The sequence below is a fragment of the Streptosporangium oxazolinicum genome, from assembly GCF_039537505.1.
Classification (GTDB): domain Bacteria; phylum Actinomycetota; class Actinomycetes; order Streptosporangiales; family Streptosporangiaceae; genus Streptosporangium; species Streptosporangium oxazolinicum.
Window position 1 is genome coordinate 482,390 of record NZ_BAABAQ010000001.1, and the last position, 15,273, is coordinate 497,662.

Sequence of the window (15,273 nt, forward strand, 5' to 3'; positions counted from 1 at the left end):
GCCGGGCCGCCGGTGTCGCCCGTCACCGTTCGCCGCCCCGCACGGCCACCGGCACCCCGTCACCACCGGCCGCCCCACCCTGGGCTGGGGCACCGTCGCCACCGGCCGTTTCGCGCGGTCGCAGGGCGTCGTCGACGGTTCCTGCCTCGCGCCGGGCCGACAGCCACGCCAGCCTGGTGAAGCGGCTCTGAAAGCCGTCCTCGGTCAGGCCGAACCTCCCGTACGCCTCGACCAGCTCGACCGCGCCCGCCTTGACCGTCCACAGCGCCCGGTAGCCGGGGAGCGCGTCGCGGATGCGGGAGAAGTCGACCCGGTAGGAGCGCGGGTCGGCCCCGGTCTCCCCGGTGATCACGACCTTGGAGCCGGGCACCGCCTCGGCGACCTCGGCGGCGATCTCCGCCACCGTCACGTTGTTCTCCTCCGTGCCGACGTTGAACGCCCTCGCGTGGACCGCGTCGCGCGGAGCGGCGAGCGCCATGGCGAAGGCGTTCGCGATGTCGGCGGCGTGCACCAGCGGGCGCCACGGGGTGCCGTCGGACAGCACCCTGACCTCCCCCGACAGGAGCGCGTGCCCGACGAGGTTGTTCAGCACGATGTCCGCGCGCGGCCTGGGCGAGAACCCGAACGCGGTGGCGTTGCGCAGGAACACCGGGCTGAAGTCGTCGTCGGCCAGCGTGAGCAGGTCGTTCTCCACCCGGACCTTGGAGTCGGCGTACGGGGTGACCGGGCGCAGCGGCGCGTCCTCGTCGACCAGGTCCGGGCCGGAGGCGCCGTAGACCGAGCAGGTGGAGGCGTACAGGAACCGGCGCGCGCCCGCGTCGCGGGCCAGCCGGGCGAGCCGCACCGCGGCGCGGTGGTTGATGTCGTAGGTCAGCTCGGGCGCCAGCGCGCCCAGCGGGTCGTTGGACAGCGCGGCGAGGTGCACCACCGCGTCCACCCCCGCCAGCATCCCGGGGGTGACGTCCCGCAGGTCGACGGCGTGTCCGGGCGGGTCGTCGGGCGCGGGGCCCAGCAGACATCCGGCGAAGAGCCCGGAGTCGAGCCCGGTCACCTCGTGGCCCTCGGCGGCGAGCACCGGGACCATCACACTCCCCAGGTAGCCCTGGTGCCCGGTCAGCAGCACGCGCATCCGGTTCAGCCTCCAGCCAGATCGAAGGTCAGCTTGTTGACGTGGAACGCCTCGGCGTAGCGGGCGTGGCACTCGACCCCCCGGATGCGGGCCAGCCCCAGAAACGCCTCGCGGTCGTACCAGGAGCGGTGGCGCTGCGAGGGGTAGTGGCGGTGGAGCAGGCCCACCTTCGCCTCGGCGATCTCGGGGGTGAGCGGCTGGTAGGCCGTGGGCCGCCCGAGGTCGCCGTCCCATTTGGCGATCTCGTAGCCGAGCACCTGGTGGTCGCGGAAGGCCGTGGGCACCAGCCTGGCCAGGCCCCGGTGGTCCTGGTGGGCGTCGGCGGGGTTCGGCGCGAACAGCAGGTCGGGGTCGGTGCGCGCCCGCAACCCCTCCACCGCCTCCTTCGCCTCCTCCCAGCGCGCGGGCAGCCGCCCGTCGGGCAGCTTGAGCACGGTGAGCCGCAGGTCGGCGCCGGGGCAGAAGGCGTCCAGCGCGGCGCGCTCCTCGTCCTCCCGCTCGGTCCCGCCGCCGGAGAGCACCAGGGCGTCCACCCGGACGCCGGGGCGCGCGGAGCAGAGGGTGAGCAGGCTGCCGCCCGCCCCGATGGCGAGGTCGTCGCAGTGCGCGGCGAGCAGCGCGATCCGGCCCGTTCTGGCCGCCCGGAACCGGATCACGTGACCGTCACCGCCGCGGACCCGCCCTCAAGCGCCACCGACGGTCCCCCCTCAAGCACCGCCGCGGACCCGTACCCGGGCATCTGTCCGAGCACCGGCCCGCGCTCGCGCTCCAGAACCGCCACCGGTCCGCGTACGGGCATGGGCACGGGCACCTGACCGGACACCACCGCACGCTCGTGCTCCCACAGCGCCCAGGGGCGATCGCCGCGCGAGTAGGCCTCGTCGAGGGCCACCCGCTCCTTGACCGTGTCGGTGGGCCGCCAGTAGCCGCGGTGCGGGTAGGCGAGCAGCCTGCCGCGCTTGGCCAGTTCGGCGCAGCCGTCCGCGACGAGGTCGCCGCCCACCGGGATGTGGTCGAAGATCTCCTGGCGGAGCACGAAGTATCCGCCGTTGACCCAGAGCGACATCTCGCTGACCGGCGTGATCCCGCCGACCGTGCCGCGCTCCCCCAGCTCGATGCAGTGGAACGTGTCGGAGGGCGGCACCACCATCATCGACGCGCCCGCGCCCGACCGGGTGAAGCGGTCGACGATCTCCGGCAGCGGCGCGTCGGTGAGCACGTCGGCGTAGTTGGCCAGGAACATCTCCTCGCCGTCCAGGTGGTCGCGGACCCGGCGCAGCCGCTCGCCGATCGGCGACGCGACCCCGGTCTGCACGAACGAGATCGACCAGTCGGAGATGTCGGTGGACAGCAGCTCGATCCTGCCGCCGCGCAGGACGAAGTCGTTGGACGTCGTCTCCTGGTAGTTCAGGAAGAAGTCCTTGATGTGGTGCGCGCCGTACCCCAGACAGAGGATGAACTCCGTGTGCCCGAAGTGCGCGTAGTAGCGCATCACATGCCAGATGAGCGGCCGGGGTCCCACGAGCTGCATGGGCTTGGGCGCGTCACCGGGGGTGCCGGTGCGCATCCTGGTGCCGTATCCGCCGCAGAAGAGGACGACCTTCACGGGTTCACCTCGACGATCTCCAGATTGGGGATGGGGAAGACCAACCGGCCTCCCCAGGCGTGTACGAAGGACAGCTGGCCGACGAGTTCCTCGCGGAGGTTCCACGGCAGGACCAGCACGTAGTCGGGCCGCTCCTCGGCGAGCCGCTCGGGCGGCAGGATCGGTACGCGCGTGCCGGGGGTGAACCTGCCGTGCTTGTACGGGTTGCGGTCGACCGTGAAGGGGAGCAGGTCGGGCCGGATGCCGCAGTGGTTGAGCAGGGTGTTGCCCTTGCCCGGCGCGCCGTAGCCCGCGACGGTCCTGCCCTCGCGGGCGGCGTCGAGGAGGAAGCCCAGCAGGTCCCGCCGCACCCGCGCCACCCGCTCGCCGAACTCGGCGTACCCGGACAGCTCGTGCAGACCGGCGGCCTTCTCCGCCGCGAGCAGCGCGGCCACCCGCCCGCCCGGCCCACCCGGCCTGCTCTGCCCGTCCGACCTGCTCCGCCCGTTCTGCCCGCCTGGCTCGCCCTGTCCGTCCGGCCCGCTCCGCCCGCCCGGCCCGTTCACGGCCTCCAGCGGCCTGGCCCACAGGCGGATCGAGCCCCCGTGCGTGGGCAGCGACTCGACGTCCACGAGAACGAGCCCGCCGGTGGCCAGCGCGCGCCGGGCGGAGGCGACCGTGTAGTACTGGAAGTGCTCGTGGTAGATCGTGTCGTACTGGTTGCGCTCCATCAGCGTGAGAAGGTGCTGGACCTCGATGGAGACCCAGCCGTCATCGGCCACGAGGGCGCGCAGCCCCTTGGTGAACCCGATGACGTCCGGGATGTGGGCGTAGACGTTGTTGGCCACCACCAGGTCGGCGGGCCCGTGCTCCGCGCGCACCGCCGCGCCGGTCCCCGGGTCGAGGAACGCCGTGTAGGTCGTCACCCCGGCGTCCCTGGCCGCCCGGCCGACGTTCTCCGACGGCTCGATGCCCAGGCACCGGATGCCCCGTTCGACGACGTGCCGCAGCAGGTATCCGTCGTTGCTCGCCACCTCGACCACGAACGACCCGGCCCCCAGCCCGAGCCGATCGACCGCCCCGCGCACGAACTCCCGCGCGTGCTCCACCCACGAGGTGGAGTACGAGGAGAAGTAGGCGTACTCGGTGAAGGTCTCCTCCGGCGTGATCATCGGCGGGATCTGCGCCAGCCAGCAGCCGGTGCAGACCCGCAGGTGCAGCGGGTAGGTGACCTCGGGCTCCTCCAGCTGCCGCTCGGTGAGGAACCGCTCGCAGGGCGGCGTCGCCCCGAGGTCGACGACGCTGGCGAGGCTCGCCGAGCCGCACAGCCTGCAGGTTGTCATGAATGCGCTCCCTCGCCGCGTGACGCGGTCCGACGGTTCTCCGACTGGGTCGTTCTCGTGCGCGGCGTCCTCTCCGTACGCCGTCTCATGCGCGGCGTCCCCTCCGTACGCCGCTCCACCGGCGGCGGGGCGGACGGTGTCCGGCCCGTCCCCCGGCACCACGGACCGGCCCCGCTCCCGCTAGCCCGCCGCGAGCACACGGGACTCCCTCAGCGCCTCTCTCCAGTGCCGCATCGGCGGCAGCCCGGCCCTGCGCCAGCCGTCGTGTCCCAGCACGCTGTACGCGGGCCGGGGCGCGGGGCGCGGGAAGTCCTTGGAGGAGATCTCCGTCACCCGGACGGGATCGGCGCCGAGCAGCGTGAAGATCTCCCTGGCCAGGCCGTACCAGCTCGTCTGGCCCGAGTTGGTGGCGTGGTAGACGCCGGGCGGCGCCCCGCTCCCGGCCAGGTCGACGATCCTCGCCGCCAGGTCCCCGGCCCAGGTGGGCTGGCCGAACTGGTCGCCGACGACGCCGGGGGCCGCCCCCTCCCCCTCCAGGCGGGTCATCGTACGGATGAAGTTGTGGCCGGTCGCGGCGTACACCCAGGCGGTGCGCACCACGTAGCCGCCGCACGGCAGCGTCTCCAGCACGGCGCGCTCGCCCGCGAGCTTGGTCCTGCCGTACGCGTTGATCGGGCGGGGGCGCGCGTCCTCGGGGTAGGGGTCCAGCGCGGTGCCGTCGAAGACGTAGTCGCTGGAGGGCTGGATCATCCGCGCGCCGACGCGCCCGCACGCCTCGGCGAGCGCGCGCACCCCGGTGCCGTTGACCGCGAGCGCCTCGTCCTCTCGTGTCTCCGCCTCGTCGACGGCGTTCCACGCGGCGCAGTTGACCACGACGTCGGGCCTGCACGCCTCGACCAGGTGGTGTACGGCGGCCGTGTCACGGAGGTCCAGCTCGTGCCTGCGGAACGCGAGGACGGGCTGTCCCCCGACGCGCAGGCGGGCCGCGAGCTCGGTTCCGAGCATGCCGGAGGCGCCGGTGATCATCCAGCGGGTCATCCGGTCTCGCCTCCCCGCCGCCCGCCCGCCGCACCGGCCATCCCCGCCGAACCCACCGAACCCACCGGGCCTGCCGAGCCCCCGGCACCCGCCTCCCCCGCGATGGCCTCCCACCAGCCGGGGTTCTCCTCGTACCAGCGGACCGTCTCCGCGAGTCCGCGCTCGAACGACACGGACGGCCGGTAGCCGAGCGCGCGGAGCCGGGAGTCGTCCAGGGAGTAACGGCGGTCGTGCCCCTTGCGGTCGGGGACGCGCTCGACCATGCCCCACCCGGCGCCGCAGGCGTCGAGGAGCCTGGCGGTGAGCTCGACGTTGCTCAGCTCCGCCGTACCGCCGATGTGGTAGACCTCGCCGGGTTCGCCGCGCTCGGCGACGAGGCGGATGCCCGCGCAGTGGTCGTCGACGTGGACCCAGTCGCGGACGTTGCCGCCGTCGCCGTAGAGCGGGACCCTGCGGCCCCGCAGCAGGTGGGTGATGAAGCGCGGGATCAGCTTCTCCGGATACTGGCGGGGACCGTAGTTGTTGCCGCAGCGCGTGATGGAGACCGGCAGGCCGTGGGTGACCGCGTACGCCTGGGCGACCATGTCGCCGCTCGCCTTCGCCGCGGAGTAGGGCGAGCGCGGGCTGAGCCGGGCGCGTTCGTCCCAGGAACCCTCGTCGATCGACCCGTACACCTCGTCGGTCGAGACCTGCACCACCCTCGGGGTGCCCGCCTCCAGGCAGGCCTGCATCAGCGCCTGCGTGCCGAGGACGTTGGTCCGTACGAAGTCGGCGGCGCCGTCGATCGACCGGTCGACGTGGGACTCGGCGGCGAAGTTGACGACGAGGTCGTGGCCGGGGACCAGCCCGGCCAGCAGCCCGGTGTCGCAGACGTCGCCGAGGACGAAGTCGTGGGGCGTCCCCTCCAGGTTGGCCGGGTTGCCCGCGTAGGTGAGCTTGTCGAGGACCGTCACGGTGGCCCCGCTCGCGGCGAGCACGCGGGCGAAGTGGGAGCCGATGAATCCGGCTCCCCCGGTGACCAGGACCTTCGATGGGGTGGGGGTCGTCCCCCTGTCGGCTGTTGTCATGAACTGATCTGGACCTTGCTGTGATCGCCCAGCACGAGACGGTGGGCTCTGGGGGTGGTGGGGGCGGGGGTGACCTCGACGTCGTGGCCGATGAGGGACGCCTCGATGCGCGAGACCCCGGCGATCGAGGACCTGGGCAGGACGATCGAGTACTCGATCTCGCTGCCGCTGATCGCGCAGCCTGCCGCGATCGAGGTGAAGGGGCCGATGTAGCTGTCGCGGACCCGGGCTCCGGGACCGATGATCGCGGGCCCGACGACACGGGACCGCTCGATCTCGGCGCCCGCCTCGACGACCACCCGGCCGATCAGCTGGCTGGCGTCGTCGACCAGGCCGTCCACCCGGGGTTCCAGGGACTCCAGCACCAGCCGGTTGACCTCCAGCATGTCGGTGACGTTCCCGGTGTCCTTCCAGTAGCCGGAGATGACGGAGGACTCGACCCTCCGCCCGTCGGCGATCAGCCACTGGAGGGCGTCGGTGATCTCCAGCTCCCCGCGCCACGAGGGCTTGATCTCGGCCACCGCCTCGTGGATCGCGGCGGTGAACAGGTAGACGCCGACCAGGGCGAGATCGCTCTTGGGAACGGGCGGCTTCTCCTCCAGCCCGATCACCCGGCCGGTGGCGTCGAGTTCGGCGACCCCGAATTGCCGGGGGTCTCCGACCCGGGTGAGCATGATGTGGGCGGCGGGCCGCTCGCGGGCGAAGCGCTCGACGACGTCGTTGATGCCGCCGACGATGAAGTTGTCGCCGAGATACATGACGAAGTCGTCGTCGCCGAGGTAGTCGCGGGCGACGAGCACCGCGTGGGCCAGGCCCAGCGGTGCCCGCTGGCGGACGTAGGTGACCTCCAGGCCGAGCGCGCGGCCGTCGCCGACGGCCGCCTCGATCTCGGCGTGCGTGTCGCCCACGACGATCCCGATCTCGCGGATGCCCGCGGCGGCGATGGCCTCCAGCCCGTAGAAGAGCACGGGTTTGTTCGCGACGGGGACGAGTTGCTTGGCGGAGGTGTGGGTGATCGGCCGCAGCCGGGTGCCCGACCCTCCGGCGAGCACGAGCGCTTTCACTAGTAGGCCCCTTCCCCGCGGGTCACGGCGCTCCAGGTCTTCCAGAGGATCTGCAGGTCCAGGAAGAGCGACCAGTTCTCGACGTAGCGGAGGTCCAGGCGGACCGACTCCTCCCAGGTCAGGTCCGAGCGCCCGCTCACCTGCCACAGGCCGGTCATGCCGGGCCTCACGACCAGGCGGCGGCGTACGTCGGCGCCGTACTGCCTGACCTCGTCGGGGAGGGGAGGGCGCGGGCCGACGAGGGACATCTCGCCGCGCAGCACGTTGAGCAGCTGGGGCAGCTCGTCGATGGAGTATCGGCGCAGGAAGGCGCCCACACGGGTGATCCTTGGATCGTTCCTAATCTTGAAGAGGACGTCGTCGAACTGGTTCTCGCGCTCCAGGTCGATCTTGAGCCGCTCCGCGTCGACCACCATCGTGCGAAATTTCACGACATGGAACTCCGCGCCCCCCTTACCTACCCTGACCTGGCGAAAGAGGGCGGGTCCCGGGCTCGTCGCGCGGATCAGCGCGGCGATCGCCAGCATGGGCGCCCCCAGCGTCAGCAGGGCCAGGCCCGCCCCCGCCCGGTCGAACAGGCTCTTCGCCAGCCGCCGGGCGCCGCGGAAGTCGGGGTGCTCGACGTGCAGGAGCGGCATGCCGGCGACCGGGCTGATGCTGATGCGCGGGCCGGCCACGTCCATCAGCGCGGGCGCCACGAACAGGTCGGTGCGGGCGTCCTCCAGGCTCCAGGCGAGTCTGCGCAGCGCCGCGCCGTCCAGTTCCGGGCAGGCCAGAACGGCGACGGCGTCGGCGTTGACCTCGGCCACCACGGTGGGGACGTCGGAGAAGTTGCCGAGGACCGGAATCCCGTCGACCTCCACCAGATCAGGTCCCGCGGGCAGGCACGCGGCGACGACGGTCATGCCGTGGTGCGGTTGCCTGCGCAACTGCATCACCAGATCGAGCACCGACTCACGATGTCCGACGGCGACCATATGGCGCATGTAGTCGCCGCGCGAGCGCCTGCGGTGGAGCCGTTTGCGCATCCGGTAGCGAAAGAGGAGGGTGAGGGCGAAAGCGAGCGGAAACATCGCCATGACGAAACTGCGGGCGATCGGAGTTTGCGTGATATACGCACCGATCGCAACAGCGGCTGTCAGACCGGCGGCCCCATTGAAAACCGCTCGGAATTCGTCCGTCCCCTCACCGTGTGTACGCCCGCGATAGGCGCCCCCCGACGCCAAAGCCAGCGGCCAGACCAGGGAGAGACCCAGCCCGAGCAGGGCTTCCGTCCCGGGAATGAAGGCGCCGAACCACAGCCGGACCCCCAGGACGGTCTCACAGGCGATCACGGAACATGTGACGTCTCCGGCAAGCAGAATACGCACATAAGAGCGCGTCCAAATGCTTGGAGCAGTGCGTGCGGCACCTTTGAGAAGCCCGGGTAAGAGCTCCTCGGTTTCCACTCTCATACCACCCCGTCCCACCCAAGATGCCCCGGCGCGACCGAATAGGGTGCCGCACATCCCATTCAATGGTTGACAGCATTCCCTAATGCATCGGGAGCGTGGATACCCAGGGAAATACTAGTGATCACCATTGAGCAGGGGAATACCGGCCACTGTCCACTATTGGCCGAACTGCGGCAGAGATGGCATCTTGACGGAACGGTCCAAACGTGTACGTTTACCGCCACATATCGGAAATAATTGGAAATTAGTCGTATTCAAAATCCGGGAGAGCCGAAGGCGGTTCGGGACTGCGCCATACGACGACGTAATCGTCGCGCGCGGACTCCACCGCCGCGCCGAGCCTGTCGAGATCGAAATCCGGGAGATATCGGAGGCGGGCGAGGAAGGTCCCGTCGGTCGCCGAGTGAGGCACCACGCACCCCTCACCCTGTCGATCAAGAAGGATGTACAGGATGTCCGAGTCCGTATCGCCCACTACCCGCACCTCGACGACGTCCTCCCACGCGAGGGCGTCAACGCTGCCGTCCGCGTAGTGACGGGTCACGCCTTCTTCGGTGACATATACGTAGGAGTCCGGCACTGAGTTGCCGTGCATGGGCGCGATTGTGACGACTTCAGGGCTCCGCGTGCAATAGAACCATGCAAGTCGGCATCTAATGATCACCCCAGCCGTGATCGAGATGCGCGGCGACCGCCTCCCTGGCGACCTCCCCGGGACCCCGGCCGATCGCGTCGAGCAGGTTCCCGTGCTCGGCGACCAGCACGTGCCGGTCGGGGTAGACCTCGCGCAGCCTGACCAGGCCGAGTCTGGTCTCGGCGGCCAGCATGCCGTAGAGCCGCTCCAGCCGGGGACTGCCCACCGCGACGACCAGCGCCTGGTGCAGGGCCATGTGCTCGGCCACCATCTCCGACCAGGGGGCGTCGGCGGGCAGCGCGGCCATCCGCGCCAGCGCCGCGTCGGCCTCCCCGACCCGCCGCCCCGCCAGCGAAGTGGCCGTCAGCTCCTCCAGCGGGCGCCGGACGAACATCAGGTCGTCCAGGTCGGCCACGGTCACCTCGGCCACCTGGGCGCTGCGGTGCCGCTCGCGCCTGAGCAGCCCCTCGTGCACGAGCACGGCGAGCGCCTCCCGGACGGTCGGGCGGGCCACCCCGTACAGGGCCGAGAGCTCCTGCTCCGGCAGCGTGGTGCCCGGGGCGATCTCGCCGGACAGCACCCGCCGACGCAGGGCGTCGGCGAGCGCGCCGACGGCGGAGACGGGATGGAGCGGGAGAGTCACGCCGACGACCCTATTGCCTCCCGGTCCCGGCTTCCGGGGTGGACGCGCCCCGGCAGGGAGACCGCGACCAGGCTGGCACCGAGCAGGACGAGACCGGCGACCGAGGCGGGCGCGAGCCGCTCACCGAGTACGACGACGCCGAGCAGGGCCGCCACCGCGGGCTCGGCCAGGGCGAGGGTGGCGGCGGTCGCGACCGGGGTCGTGCGCAGCCCCCTCCCGTACAGGAAGTAGGCCAGCGCGGTGGTGGCGCAGCCCAGGTAGAGGGCGGTGAGCAGGCCGCGCGGCTCGGCGAGCCAGCCGGTGCCCGTCCACAGCAGGACGGGCACCATGACGACGGCGGCCCCGCCGAACATCAGCCCCATCACCGCGTCCGAGGGGGCTCCCGCGCCGATCGCCCGCGCCGCAGTGACCGCGTAGAACGCGTACAGCAGGCCGCCGAGCAGCGCGAGCAGGACGCCGTCGGCCCGCACCTCGCCTCCCCCGCCGGTGAGCACGGCGCAGCCGGCGATCGCCACCGCGGTCGCCCCCGCCCAGCGGCGGCCGGGCCGCACGCGGTCGAGCAGCCAGGACAGCAGCCCGGTGAAGACGGGACCGCTGCCGATGGCGACCACGGTGCCCACGGCCACCCCGGTCCTGTCGACCGCGGCGAAGTAACACAGCTGGTACGCCGCCACGGCCACCGCCGCCGCCACGAGCGGGCCGAGCCGTGTCCCCGGGCGTCCGCCCTCCCGCGCCCCGGAGAGGCCCCCTGGAGGGCCTCCGAGGGAGCCCGCGGAGCCCGTAGCGGGACCGGAGGGGGAGCCCGCAGAGCCCGTAGCGGGACCGGAGGGGGAGCCCGAGGTGAGGAGCAGGAGCGGCGCGGCGGGCGCGGTGACGGCCGCGAGGACCAGGCCGCCGATCACCAGGCGGGCGGCGGCGAGGGAGACGGGATCGACCCCGGCGACGAGCAGGCCCGCGGTTCCCGCGGTCCCCCAGAGCACGGCGGCTCCGATCACGGCGATTTTCATGGGCCGATTGTAGGCAGATTGTATGACAACTAGACAATGTATTTCTCCTGCGGCCGGAGAGCCGGGGACGGGACCGGCGAAGGGGTGAGGCGTCCAGGGCGAAGCGGAGAGGAGCGAGGTAGTCGGCAGACGAGGAGCCGGGCGAGACAGATGGAACGGATGGGGAGACGAGGCGCCGAGCGGGTGAAGGGTGCGGGTGAAGGGCGGGGGTGAGGGGTGGGGAAGACACGCCCGTCATCCCGTTTTCACGGGTTCGCGCGCGGGTAGTTCGGCGGGGTGAGAGGTCCGAGAGGCAGCACGAACCAGCAGCTCAGGGGGCACGGCCGATGGTGATCCACGGCGTCGCCCGCGAGACGAGCCGGCCGGGCGGCCGTGCCGCGCCCGCCACCGGCCGGGGGCGACGATGACCACGGTGTTCAGGGGGACGTTCCGCCAGGGGTCGGCAGGGGAGGTCGAGTCCATGCTCGGCGACGCCACGCCGCATCCGCTGGACGGCGCGAGGATCACCACTTCGGCCGAGGCGATGGACGCGATCGCCGAGGCCCTCGACCTGCCCGACCATTTCGGGCACAACCTCGACGCGCTCTACGACGTGCTGACGGACCTGTCGTGGCTGCCGCCGGGCGAGCACACGCTGATCTGGGCGGAGCCGTCAACGCTGCGGGCGGGGGACCGCCCGGCCTACGACGCCATCCGCACCGTTCTCACCGAGGCGGTCGCCGACGGCACAGGGGGAGAGTCCTTCCTGTCCGTCCTCATCCTGACCGACTGAGCCGTCGCCACGCAGTGGGCGCAGAAGACGCCGTTCCTGCCCTCGGGGCAGCTGCAGTGCCAGCGGAGGGCCTCGTCGACGATCCGGAACTCGACGCACGCGGCGCCGTCGTCGACCTCGGCGATCACCTGCGGCGGCCCGAAGCGGACCAGTTGCACCGCCCCCGCTCCCGCCAGCTCGCCGCCACGGGCCAGCGCCGCCTGACCGGCGCGCTCAGCCTCGATTCCGATCAGGTCCGCGATCCTCTGCATCGTTGACCCCCCTCCTATCTAAAGAGACGCACGTGAGGGACCGATGGTTCCGAACCGACACAGCACGATAAATCATCTCAACGTGACTCGCGTGCACGTCTGGTCCCAAGTGACCCACATTGCTATGTTTGGCCATTGTTAACCACGCATCTCAAGGTGTGCGAGGTATTATGGCCACCCGAAAATACTCAATCAGGGTAAAGATTTTTGCCTTACTCCTGGTACCTATTATATCCCTTGTAGTGATTTGGGTATTTGCGGCCAACCTCGCGGTCCAGGATGGGCAGGAGCTGCTCAAAATCCGTGGTGGCTACGAGCACGTGGTCGTGCCCACCAGGAAGGTGACCACCGCGCTCCAGCACGAGCGGATGCTGTCGCTCTCCGTCCTGGGAGACATCGACGTCCCCCGGGCGGAGCTGGACGCCCAGCGCCTCCGGACGAACGGCGCCAAAGCCGAGCTGGAACGGCTCACCACCGAGATCCGCCCCGACATCTCCCCCGCCACCTGGGGCCGCCTGAGCCGGCTCCTCGCCTCGCTGGAACGGCTCACCGACATCCGCAGCGGGGTCGACACCCGTACCGAACCCCGGCTGCGGGTCCTCGACGCCTACAGCGGGATCATCGCGGCCGCCTTCGACGCCTACGAGAAGATCCGGATATCCGCCGACGTCGAGCTGACCGACCAGACGCGAGCCGTCGTCATGGTCGGGCGGAGCCGCGAGATGCTCAGCCAGCAGGCCGCGCTGATATCCGGAGCCGTCGTCGAGGGGACGATGAGCCCCGGCGAGCGCGAGAGGTTCGGCCAGCTGGTCACCGGCCGCAGGCTTCTCTACTCCCTGGGCTTCGACCAGTTCGACGCCGAGTTCCAGGCCCTCTACACCCCCCTGCGCGACTCCTCCGACTACTCCTCGTTCGAGAGGATCGAGGACGCCGTCACCGCGTCGGCCGTGCCCGAACCCTCCTGGGCCGGGATCGCCACCCGGCTCTCCGACGACTTCGACAGGCGCGCCGGGGACGTCAGCAGGCGCATCAGCGAGCGGTCCCTGCCCCTCGCCAGGGACACCATGATCCGGATCGGCCTCGCCGCAGGACTCGGCCTGGTCGCGATCGGGCTCTCCGTCTTCGTCTCGGTACGGTTCGGCCGGAGGCTCGCCGGTGAGCTCGTCGGCCTCCAGCAGGCGGCCCTCGACCTCGCCGGCAAGCGGCTGCCGGACGTGGTCCAGCGGCTCCGCCGGGGCGAGGACGTCCGCTCCGAGACCCCCGAGCTCACGGTCGGCAGCACCACCGAGGTCGCCGGGGTCGCCCAGGCGTTCTCCTCCGTACAGCGGACCGCGGTCGAGGCGGCCGTCGGCCAGGCCCAGACGCGCAGGGGCGTCAACAAGGTCTTCGTGAACCTGGCCAGGCGCAACCAGTCCCTGCTGTACCGGCAGCTCAGCATGCTGGAGGCCATGCAGCGGCGGGCCAGCGACCCGGCGACCCTTGAGGACCTCTTCGGCCTGGACCACCTGACCACCCGGATGCGCCGCCACTCCGAGGGCCTGATCATCCTGTCCGGCGCCGCCCCCGGCCGGGGATGGCGGAAACCGGTCACGATCTACGACGTGGTCCGCGCCGCGGTCGAGGAGGTCGAGGACTACCCTCGCGTGACGATCGACGTCCCGCACGGCCCGTCCGTGATCGGCGCGGTCGTCACCGACGTGATCCACCTGGTCGCCGAGCTGGTCGAGAACGCCGCCATGTTCTCTCCCCCGCACACCTCCGTACGCGTCCACGGCGACATGGTCGCCAGGGGCTACGCCATCGAGGTCGAGGACAGGGGGCTCGGCATCTCCCCCGAGGAGACGTCCCGGCTCAACATGCTGCTGGCCGATCCGCCGGAGTTCGACCTGGCCGACAGCGACCGTCTCGGCCTGTTCGTCGTCGCGCAGCTCGCCATCCGGCACGGCATCCGCGTCTTCCTGCGCCCCTCCCCCTTCGGCGGCACCACGGCGATCGTGATGCTCCCGAACGAGCTGGTGGTCGAACCGGTCGATCCCCGGTTCACCTACTCGGTCGAGGTCGAACGGTTACCCCCGGGCGAGGGCCTGCCCAAACGGGTGCGCCAGACCGTACCCGCCGATCGGACCTCCCCCAAGGACCCGGCCGCGGGCACCCGGGAGCCCCGCGAGGGCGAGGGCGCCGTCCCGAGCGGCGTGTCCGGGTCGCTCCCCGACGGATGGCGGCACGCCGGGCGGGAGAATGGACCGTGACAGTGGAGCACCCGCTCGACCAGGAGCCCGGTCCGATCATCCGCCCCTACACGATGACCCGCGGCCGGACCAGGGCCGCGGGAGCCCATTTCGACCTGATGGCGGTGGTGGTGGCGGTCGGTGCCCCCCACCGGGAGCTGCAGCCCGAGCACCTGTCGATCCTGGACGCCTGCCGCACACCGATCCCGGTCGTCGAGCTGGCCGCGCGGACCGCCCTGGCCGTCGGGGTGCTCCGGGTGCTCCTCGGCGACCTGCGCGACAGCGGCCTCGTCAACGTACGGCCCCCCGCGCGCCCGGCCACGCTCCCCCGCGAGAGCCTGCTCCGCGATCTCCTCGCCGGTCTCAAAACCCTCTGACTCCGCCCCTCTGCCCCCGGGCCTCTGCCCCCGGGCCTCTGCCCCCGGGCCACGGGCTACGGGTGGCGGGCTACGGGTGGCGGGCTACGGGTGGCGGGCTACGGGTGGCGGGCTACGGGTGGCGGCCCGGCTCCCCGGGCCGCCCCCTCGCCGGTCCCGGAGCCCGCTGCCCCCCGCCGCTCAGTCGATGGCCAGGCGGGCGTGCCGCTCCACGTCGTAGCGGACGCCCTCGTAGCTCAGCTTGGACCGCTCGATGCCCTCGGGCAGGAATCCGGCCCTGGTGGCCACCGCGCAGGAGGCGACGTTGCCGACCCGGTGCGCCAGCTCCAGTCGGAACAGCCCTCGCTCCCTGAACGCCCACTCGGCCATCTTCCTGGTGGCGGCCACGGCGACACCCCGTCCCCTGGCGCGCGGGAGCGTCCAGTAGGAGACCCAGCCGGTGCCGTGCGCGTCGATGTTGCTCACCGCGACATTGCCCACGACCTCGCCGTTGGACACCACGGCGAACGCCCGCGCGTCGTCGCGGAACCCCCAGACCCCCATCCACTCCAGCGCCGCCTGGGCGGTGTCGATGGGCCGGGCCGCCTGCTCCGCCATGTCCGGGGAGCTGAACGCGTCGAGCACGACCGGCATGTCGTCGGGCCGCCAGCCGCGCAGCTCCACTTCCGTCATCCGTGCAGG

Annotated in this window: 16 protein-coding genes; 3 read left to right on the forward strand and 13 right to left on the reverse strand. The window is 71.6% G+C overall.

Annotated features, from left to right (window positions below; translation table 11 throughout):
- Positions 1 to 22: 22 nt before the first annotated feature.
- From ABD817_RS02255 to ABD817_RS02305, 11 genes are all read right to left on the reverse strand, one after another.
- Complete coding sequence (locus tag ABD817_RS02255; protein ID WP_344914441.1) at positions 23 to 1,129, reverse strand: NAD-dependent epimerase/dehydratase family protein; 1,107 nt, start codon at positions 1,127 to 1,129, stop codon at positions 23 to 25.
- 5 nt (positions 1,130 to 1,134) lie between these two features.
- The gene (locus ABD817_RS02260) at positions 1,135 to 1,785 is read right to left on the reverse strand and encodes a PIG-L deacetylase family protein (RefSeq protein ID WP_344914443.1); all 651 of its coding nucleotides are present in this window, start codon (positions 1,783 to 1,785) and stop codon (positions 1,135 to 1,137) included.
- Positions 1,782 to 2,735, reverse strand: a complete 954-nt coding sequence (locus tag ABD817_RS02265) for a sugar phosphate nucleotidyltransferase (RefSeq protein ID WP_344914445.1) — start codon at positions 2,733 to 2,735, stop codon at positions 1,782 to 1,784. The genes ABD817_RS02260 and ABD817_RS02265 overlap by 4 nt, the downstream gene beginning before the upstream one ends.
- On the reverse strand, positions 2,732 to 4,057 hold the full coding sequence (locus ABD817_RS02270; protein ID WP_344914447.1) for a methyltransferase domain-containing protein: 1,326 nt from the start codon (positions 4,055 to 4,057) through the stop codon (positions 2,732 to 2,734). The genes ABD817_RS02265 and ABD817_RS02270 overlap by 4 nt, the downstream gene beginning before the upstream one ends.
- A 180-nt stretch (positions 4,058 to 4,237) precedes the next feature.
- Complete coding sequence (gene rfbD, locus ABD817_RS02275; protein WP_344914449.1) at positions 4,238 to 5,095, reverse strand: dTDP-4-dehydrorhamnose reductase; 858 nt, start codon at positions 5,093 to 5,095, stop codon at positions 4,238 to 4,240.
- Complete coding sequence (gene rfbB / locus ABD817_RS02280) at positions 5,092 to 6,162, reverse strand: dTDP-glucose 4,6-dehydratase (RefSeq protein WP_344914451.1); 1,071 nt, start codon at positions 6,160 to 6,162, stop codon at positions 5,092 to 5,094. Before rfbB ends, rfbD begins: the two co-directional genes overlap by 4 nt.
- Positions 6,159 to 7,226 carry a glucose-1-phosphate thymidylyltransferase gene (locus ABD817_RS02285; RefSeq protein WP_344914453.1) on the reverse strand — a complete coding sequence of 356 codons (1,068 nt, stop codon included), beginning with the start codon at positions 7,224 to 7,226 and terminating at the stop codon, positions 6,159 to 6,161. Before ABD817_RS02285 ends, rfbB begins: the two co-directional genes overlap by 4 nt.
- A complete protein-coding gene (locus tag ABD817_RS02290; protein ID WP_344914455.1) occupies positions 7,226 to 8,680 on the reverse strand; it encodes a sugar transferase in 1,455 nt (484 codons plus the stop codon). The genes ABD817_RS02285 and ABD817_RS02290 overlap by 1 nt, the downstream gene beginning before the upstream one ends.
- A gap of 244 nt (positions 8,681 to 8,924) precedes the next feature.
- Positions 8,925 to 9,275 carry a hypothetical protein gene (locus ABD817_RS02295; protein WP_344914456.1) on the reverse strand — a complete coding sequence of 117 codons (351 nt, stop codon included), beginning with the start codon at positions 9,273 to 9,275 and terminating at the stop codon, positions 8,925 to 8,927.
- Between the two features lie 58 nt (positions 9,276 to 9,333).
- Positions 9,334 to 9,957, reverse strand: coding sequence for a GntR family transcriptional regulator (locus ABD817_RS02300; protein WP_344914458.1), 624 nt, complete (start codon positions 9,955 to 9,957; stop codon positions 9,334 to 9,336).
- The gene (locus tag ABD817_RS02305; RefSeq protein WP_344914459.1) at positions 9,954 to 10,964 is read right to left on the reverse strand and encodes a DMT family transporter; all 1,011 of its coding nucleotides are present in this window, start codon (positions 10,962 to 10,964) and stop codon (positions 9,954 to 9,956) included. Before ABD817_RS02305 ends, ABD817_RS02300 begins: the two co-directional genes overlap by 4 nt.
- 403 nt (positions 10,965 to 11,367) lie before the next feature.
- On the opposite strand from ABD817_RS02305, the gene ABD817_RS02310 reads away from it, so the two are divergent.
- Positions 11,368 to 11,736, forward strand: a complete 369-nt coding sequence (locus ABD817_RS02310; RefSeq protein ID WP_344914461.1) for a barstar family protein — start codon at positions 11,368 to 11,370, stop codon at positions 11,734 to 11,736.
- Here ABD817_RS02310 and ABD817_RS02315 read toward each other — a convergent pair.
- Positions 11,646 to 11,987, reverse strand: coding sequence for a hypothetical protein (locus ABD817_RS02315; RefSeq protein WP_344914463.1), 342 nt, complete (start codon positions 11,985 to 11,987; stop codon positions 11,646 to 11,648). The two genes, ABD817_RS02310 and ABD817_RS02315, sit on opposite strands and share 91 nt — an antisense overlap.
- Before the next feature lie 242 nt (positions 11,988 to 12,229).
- On the opposite strand from ABD817_RS02315, the gene ABD817_RS02320 reads away from it, so the two are divergent.
- Positions 12,230 to 14,236 carry a sensor histidine kinase gene (locus ABD817_RS02320; protein WP_344914464.1) on the forward strand — a complete coding sequence of 669 codons (2,007 nt, stop codon included), beginning with the start codon at positions 12,230 to 12,232 and terminating at the stop codon, positions 14,234 to 14,236.
- Positions 14,233 to 14,592 (forward strand): DUF742 domain-containing protein, encoded by a 360-nt coding sequence (locus ABD817_RS02325; RefSeq protein WP_344914466.1) that lies wholly within the window; start codon positions 14,233 to 14,235, stop codon positions 14,590 to 14,592. Before ABD817_RS02320 ends, ABD817_RS02325 begins: the two co-directional genes overlap by 4 nt.
- Before the next feature lie 180 nt (positions 14,593 to 14,772).
- On the opposite strand, the gene ABD817_RS02330 is transcribed toward ABD817_RS02325, so the two are convergent.
- Complete coding sequence (locus ABD817_RS02330) at positions 14,773 to 15,264, reverse strand: GNAT family N-acetyltransferase (RefSeq protein WP_344914467.1); 492 nt, start codon at positions 15,262 to 15,264, stop codon at positions 14,773 to 14,775.
- Positions 15,265 to 15,273 lie beyond the last annotated feature (9 nt).

Coding starts and splice junctions, on each gene's coding strand:
- ABD817_RS02255 (WP_344914441.1), bottom strand. CDS start 1,129: ATGCGCGTGCTGCTGACCGGGCACCAGGGCTACCTGGGGAGTGTGATG.
- ABD817_RS02270 (WP_344914447.1), bottom strand. CDS start 4,057: ATGACAACCTGCAGGCTGTGCGGCTCGGCGAGCCTCGCCAGCGTCGTC.
- rfbD (WP_344914449.1), bottom strand. CDS start 5,095: ATGACCCGCTGGATGATCACCGGCGCCTCCGGCATGCTCGGAACCGAG.
- rfbB (WP_344914451.1), bottom strand. CDS start 6,162: ATGACAACAGCCGACAGGGGGACGACCCCCACCCCATCGAAGGTCCTG.
- ABD817_RS02290 (WP_344914455.1), bottom strand. CDS start 8,680: ATGAGAGTGGAAACCGAGGAGCTCTTACCCGGGCTTCTCAAAGGTGCC.
- ABD817_RS02295 (WP_344914456.1), bottom strand. CDS start 9,275: ATGCACGGCAACTCAGTGCCGGACTCCTACGTATATGTCACCGAAGAA.
- ABD817_RS02305 (WP_344914459.1), bottom strand. CDS start 10,964: ATGAAAATCGCCGTGATCGGAGCCGCCGTGCTCTGGGGGACCGCGGGA.
- ABD817_RS02310 (WP_344914461.1), top strand. CDS start 11,368: ATGACCACGGTGTTCAGGGGGACGTTCCGCCAGGGGTCGGCAGGGGAG.
- ABD817_RS02315 (WP_344914463.1), bottom strand. CDS start 11,987: ATGCAGAGGATCGCGGACCTGATCGGAATCGAGGCTGAGCGCGCCGGT.
- ABD817_RS02330 (WP_344914467.1), bottom strand. CDS start 15,264: ATGACGGAAGTGGAGCTGCGCGGCTGGCGGCCCGACGACATGCCGGTC.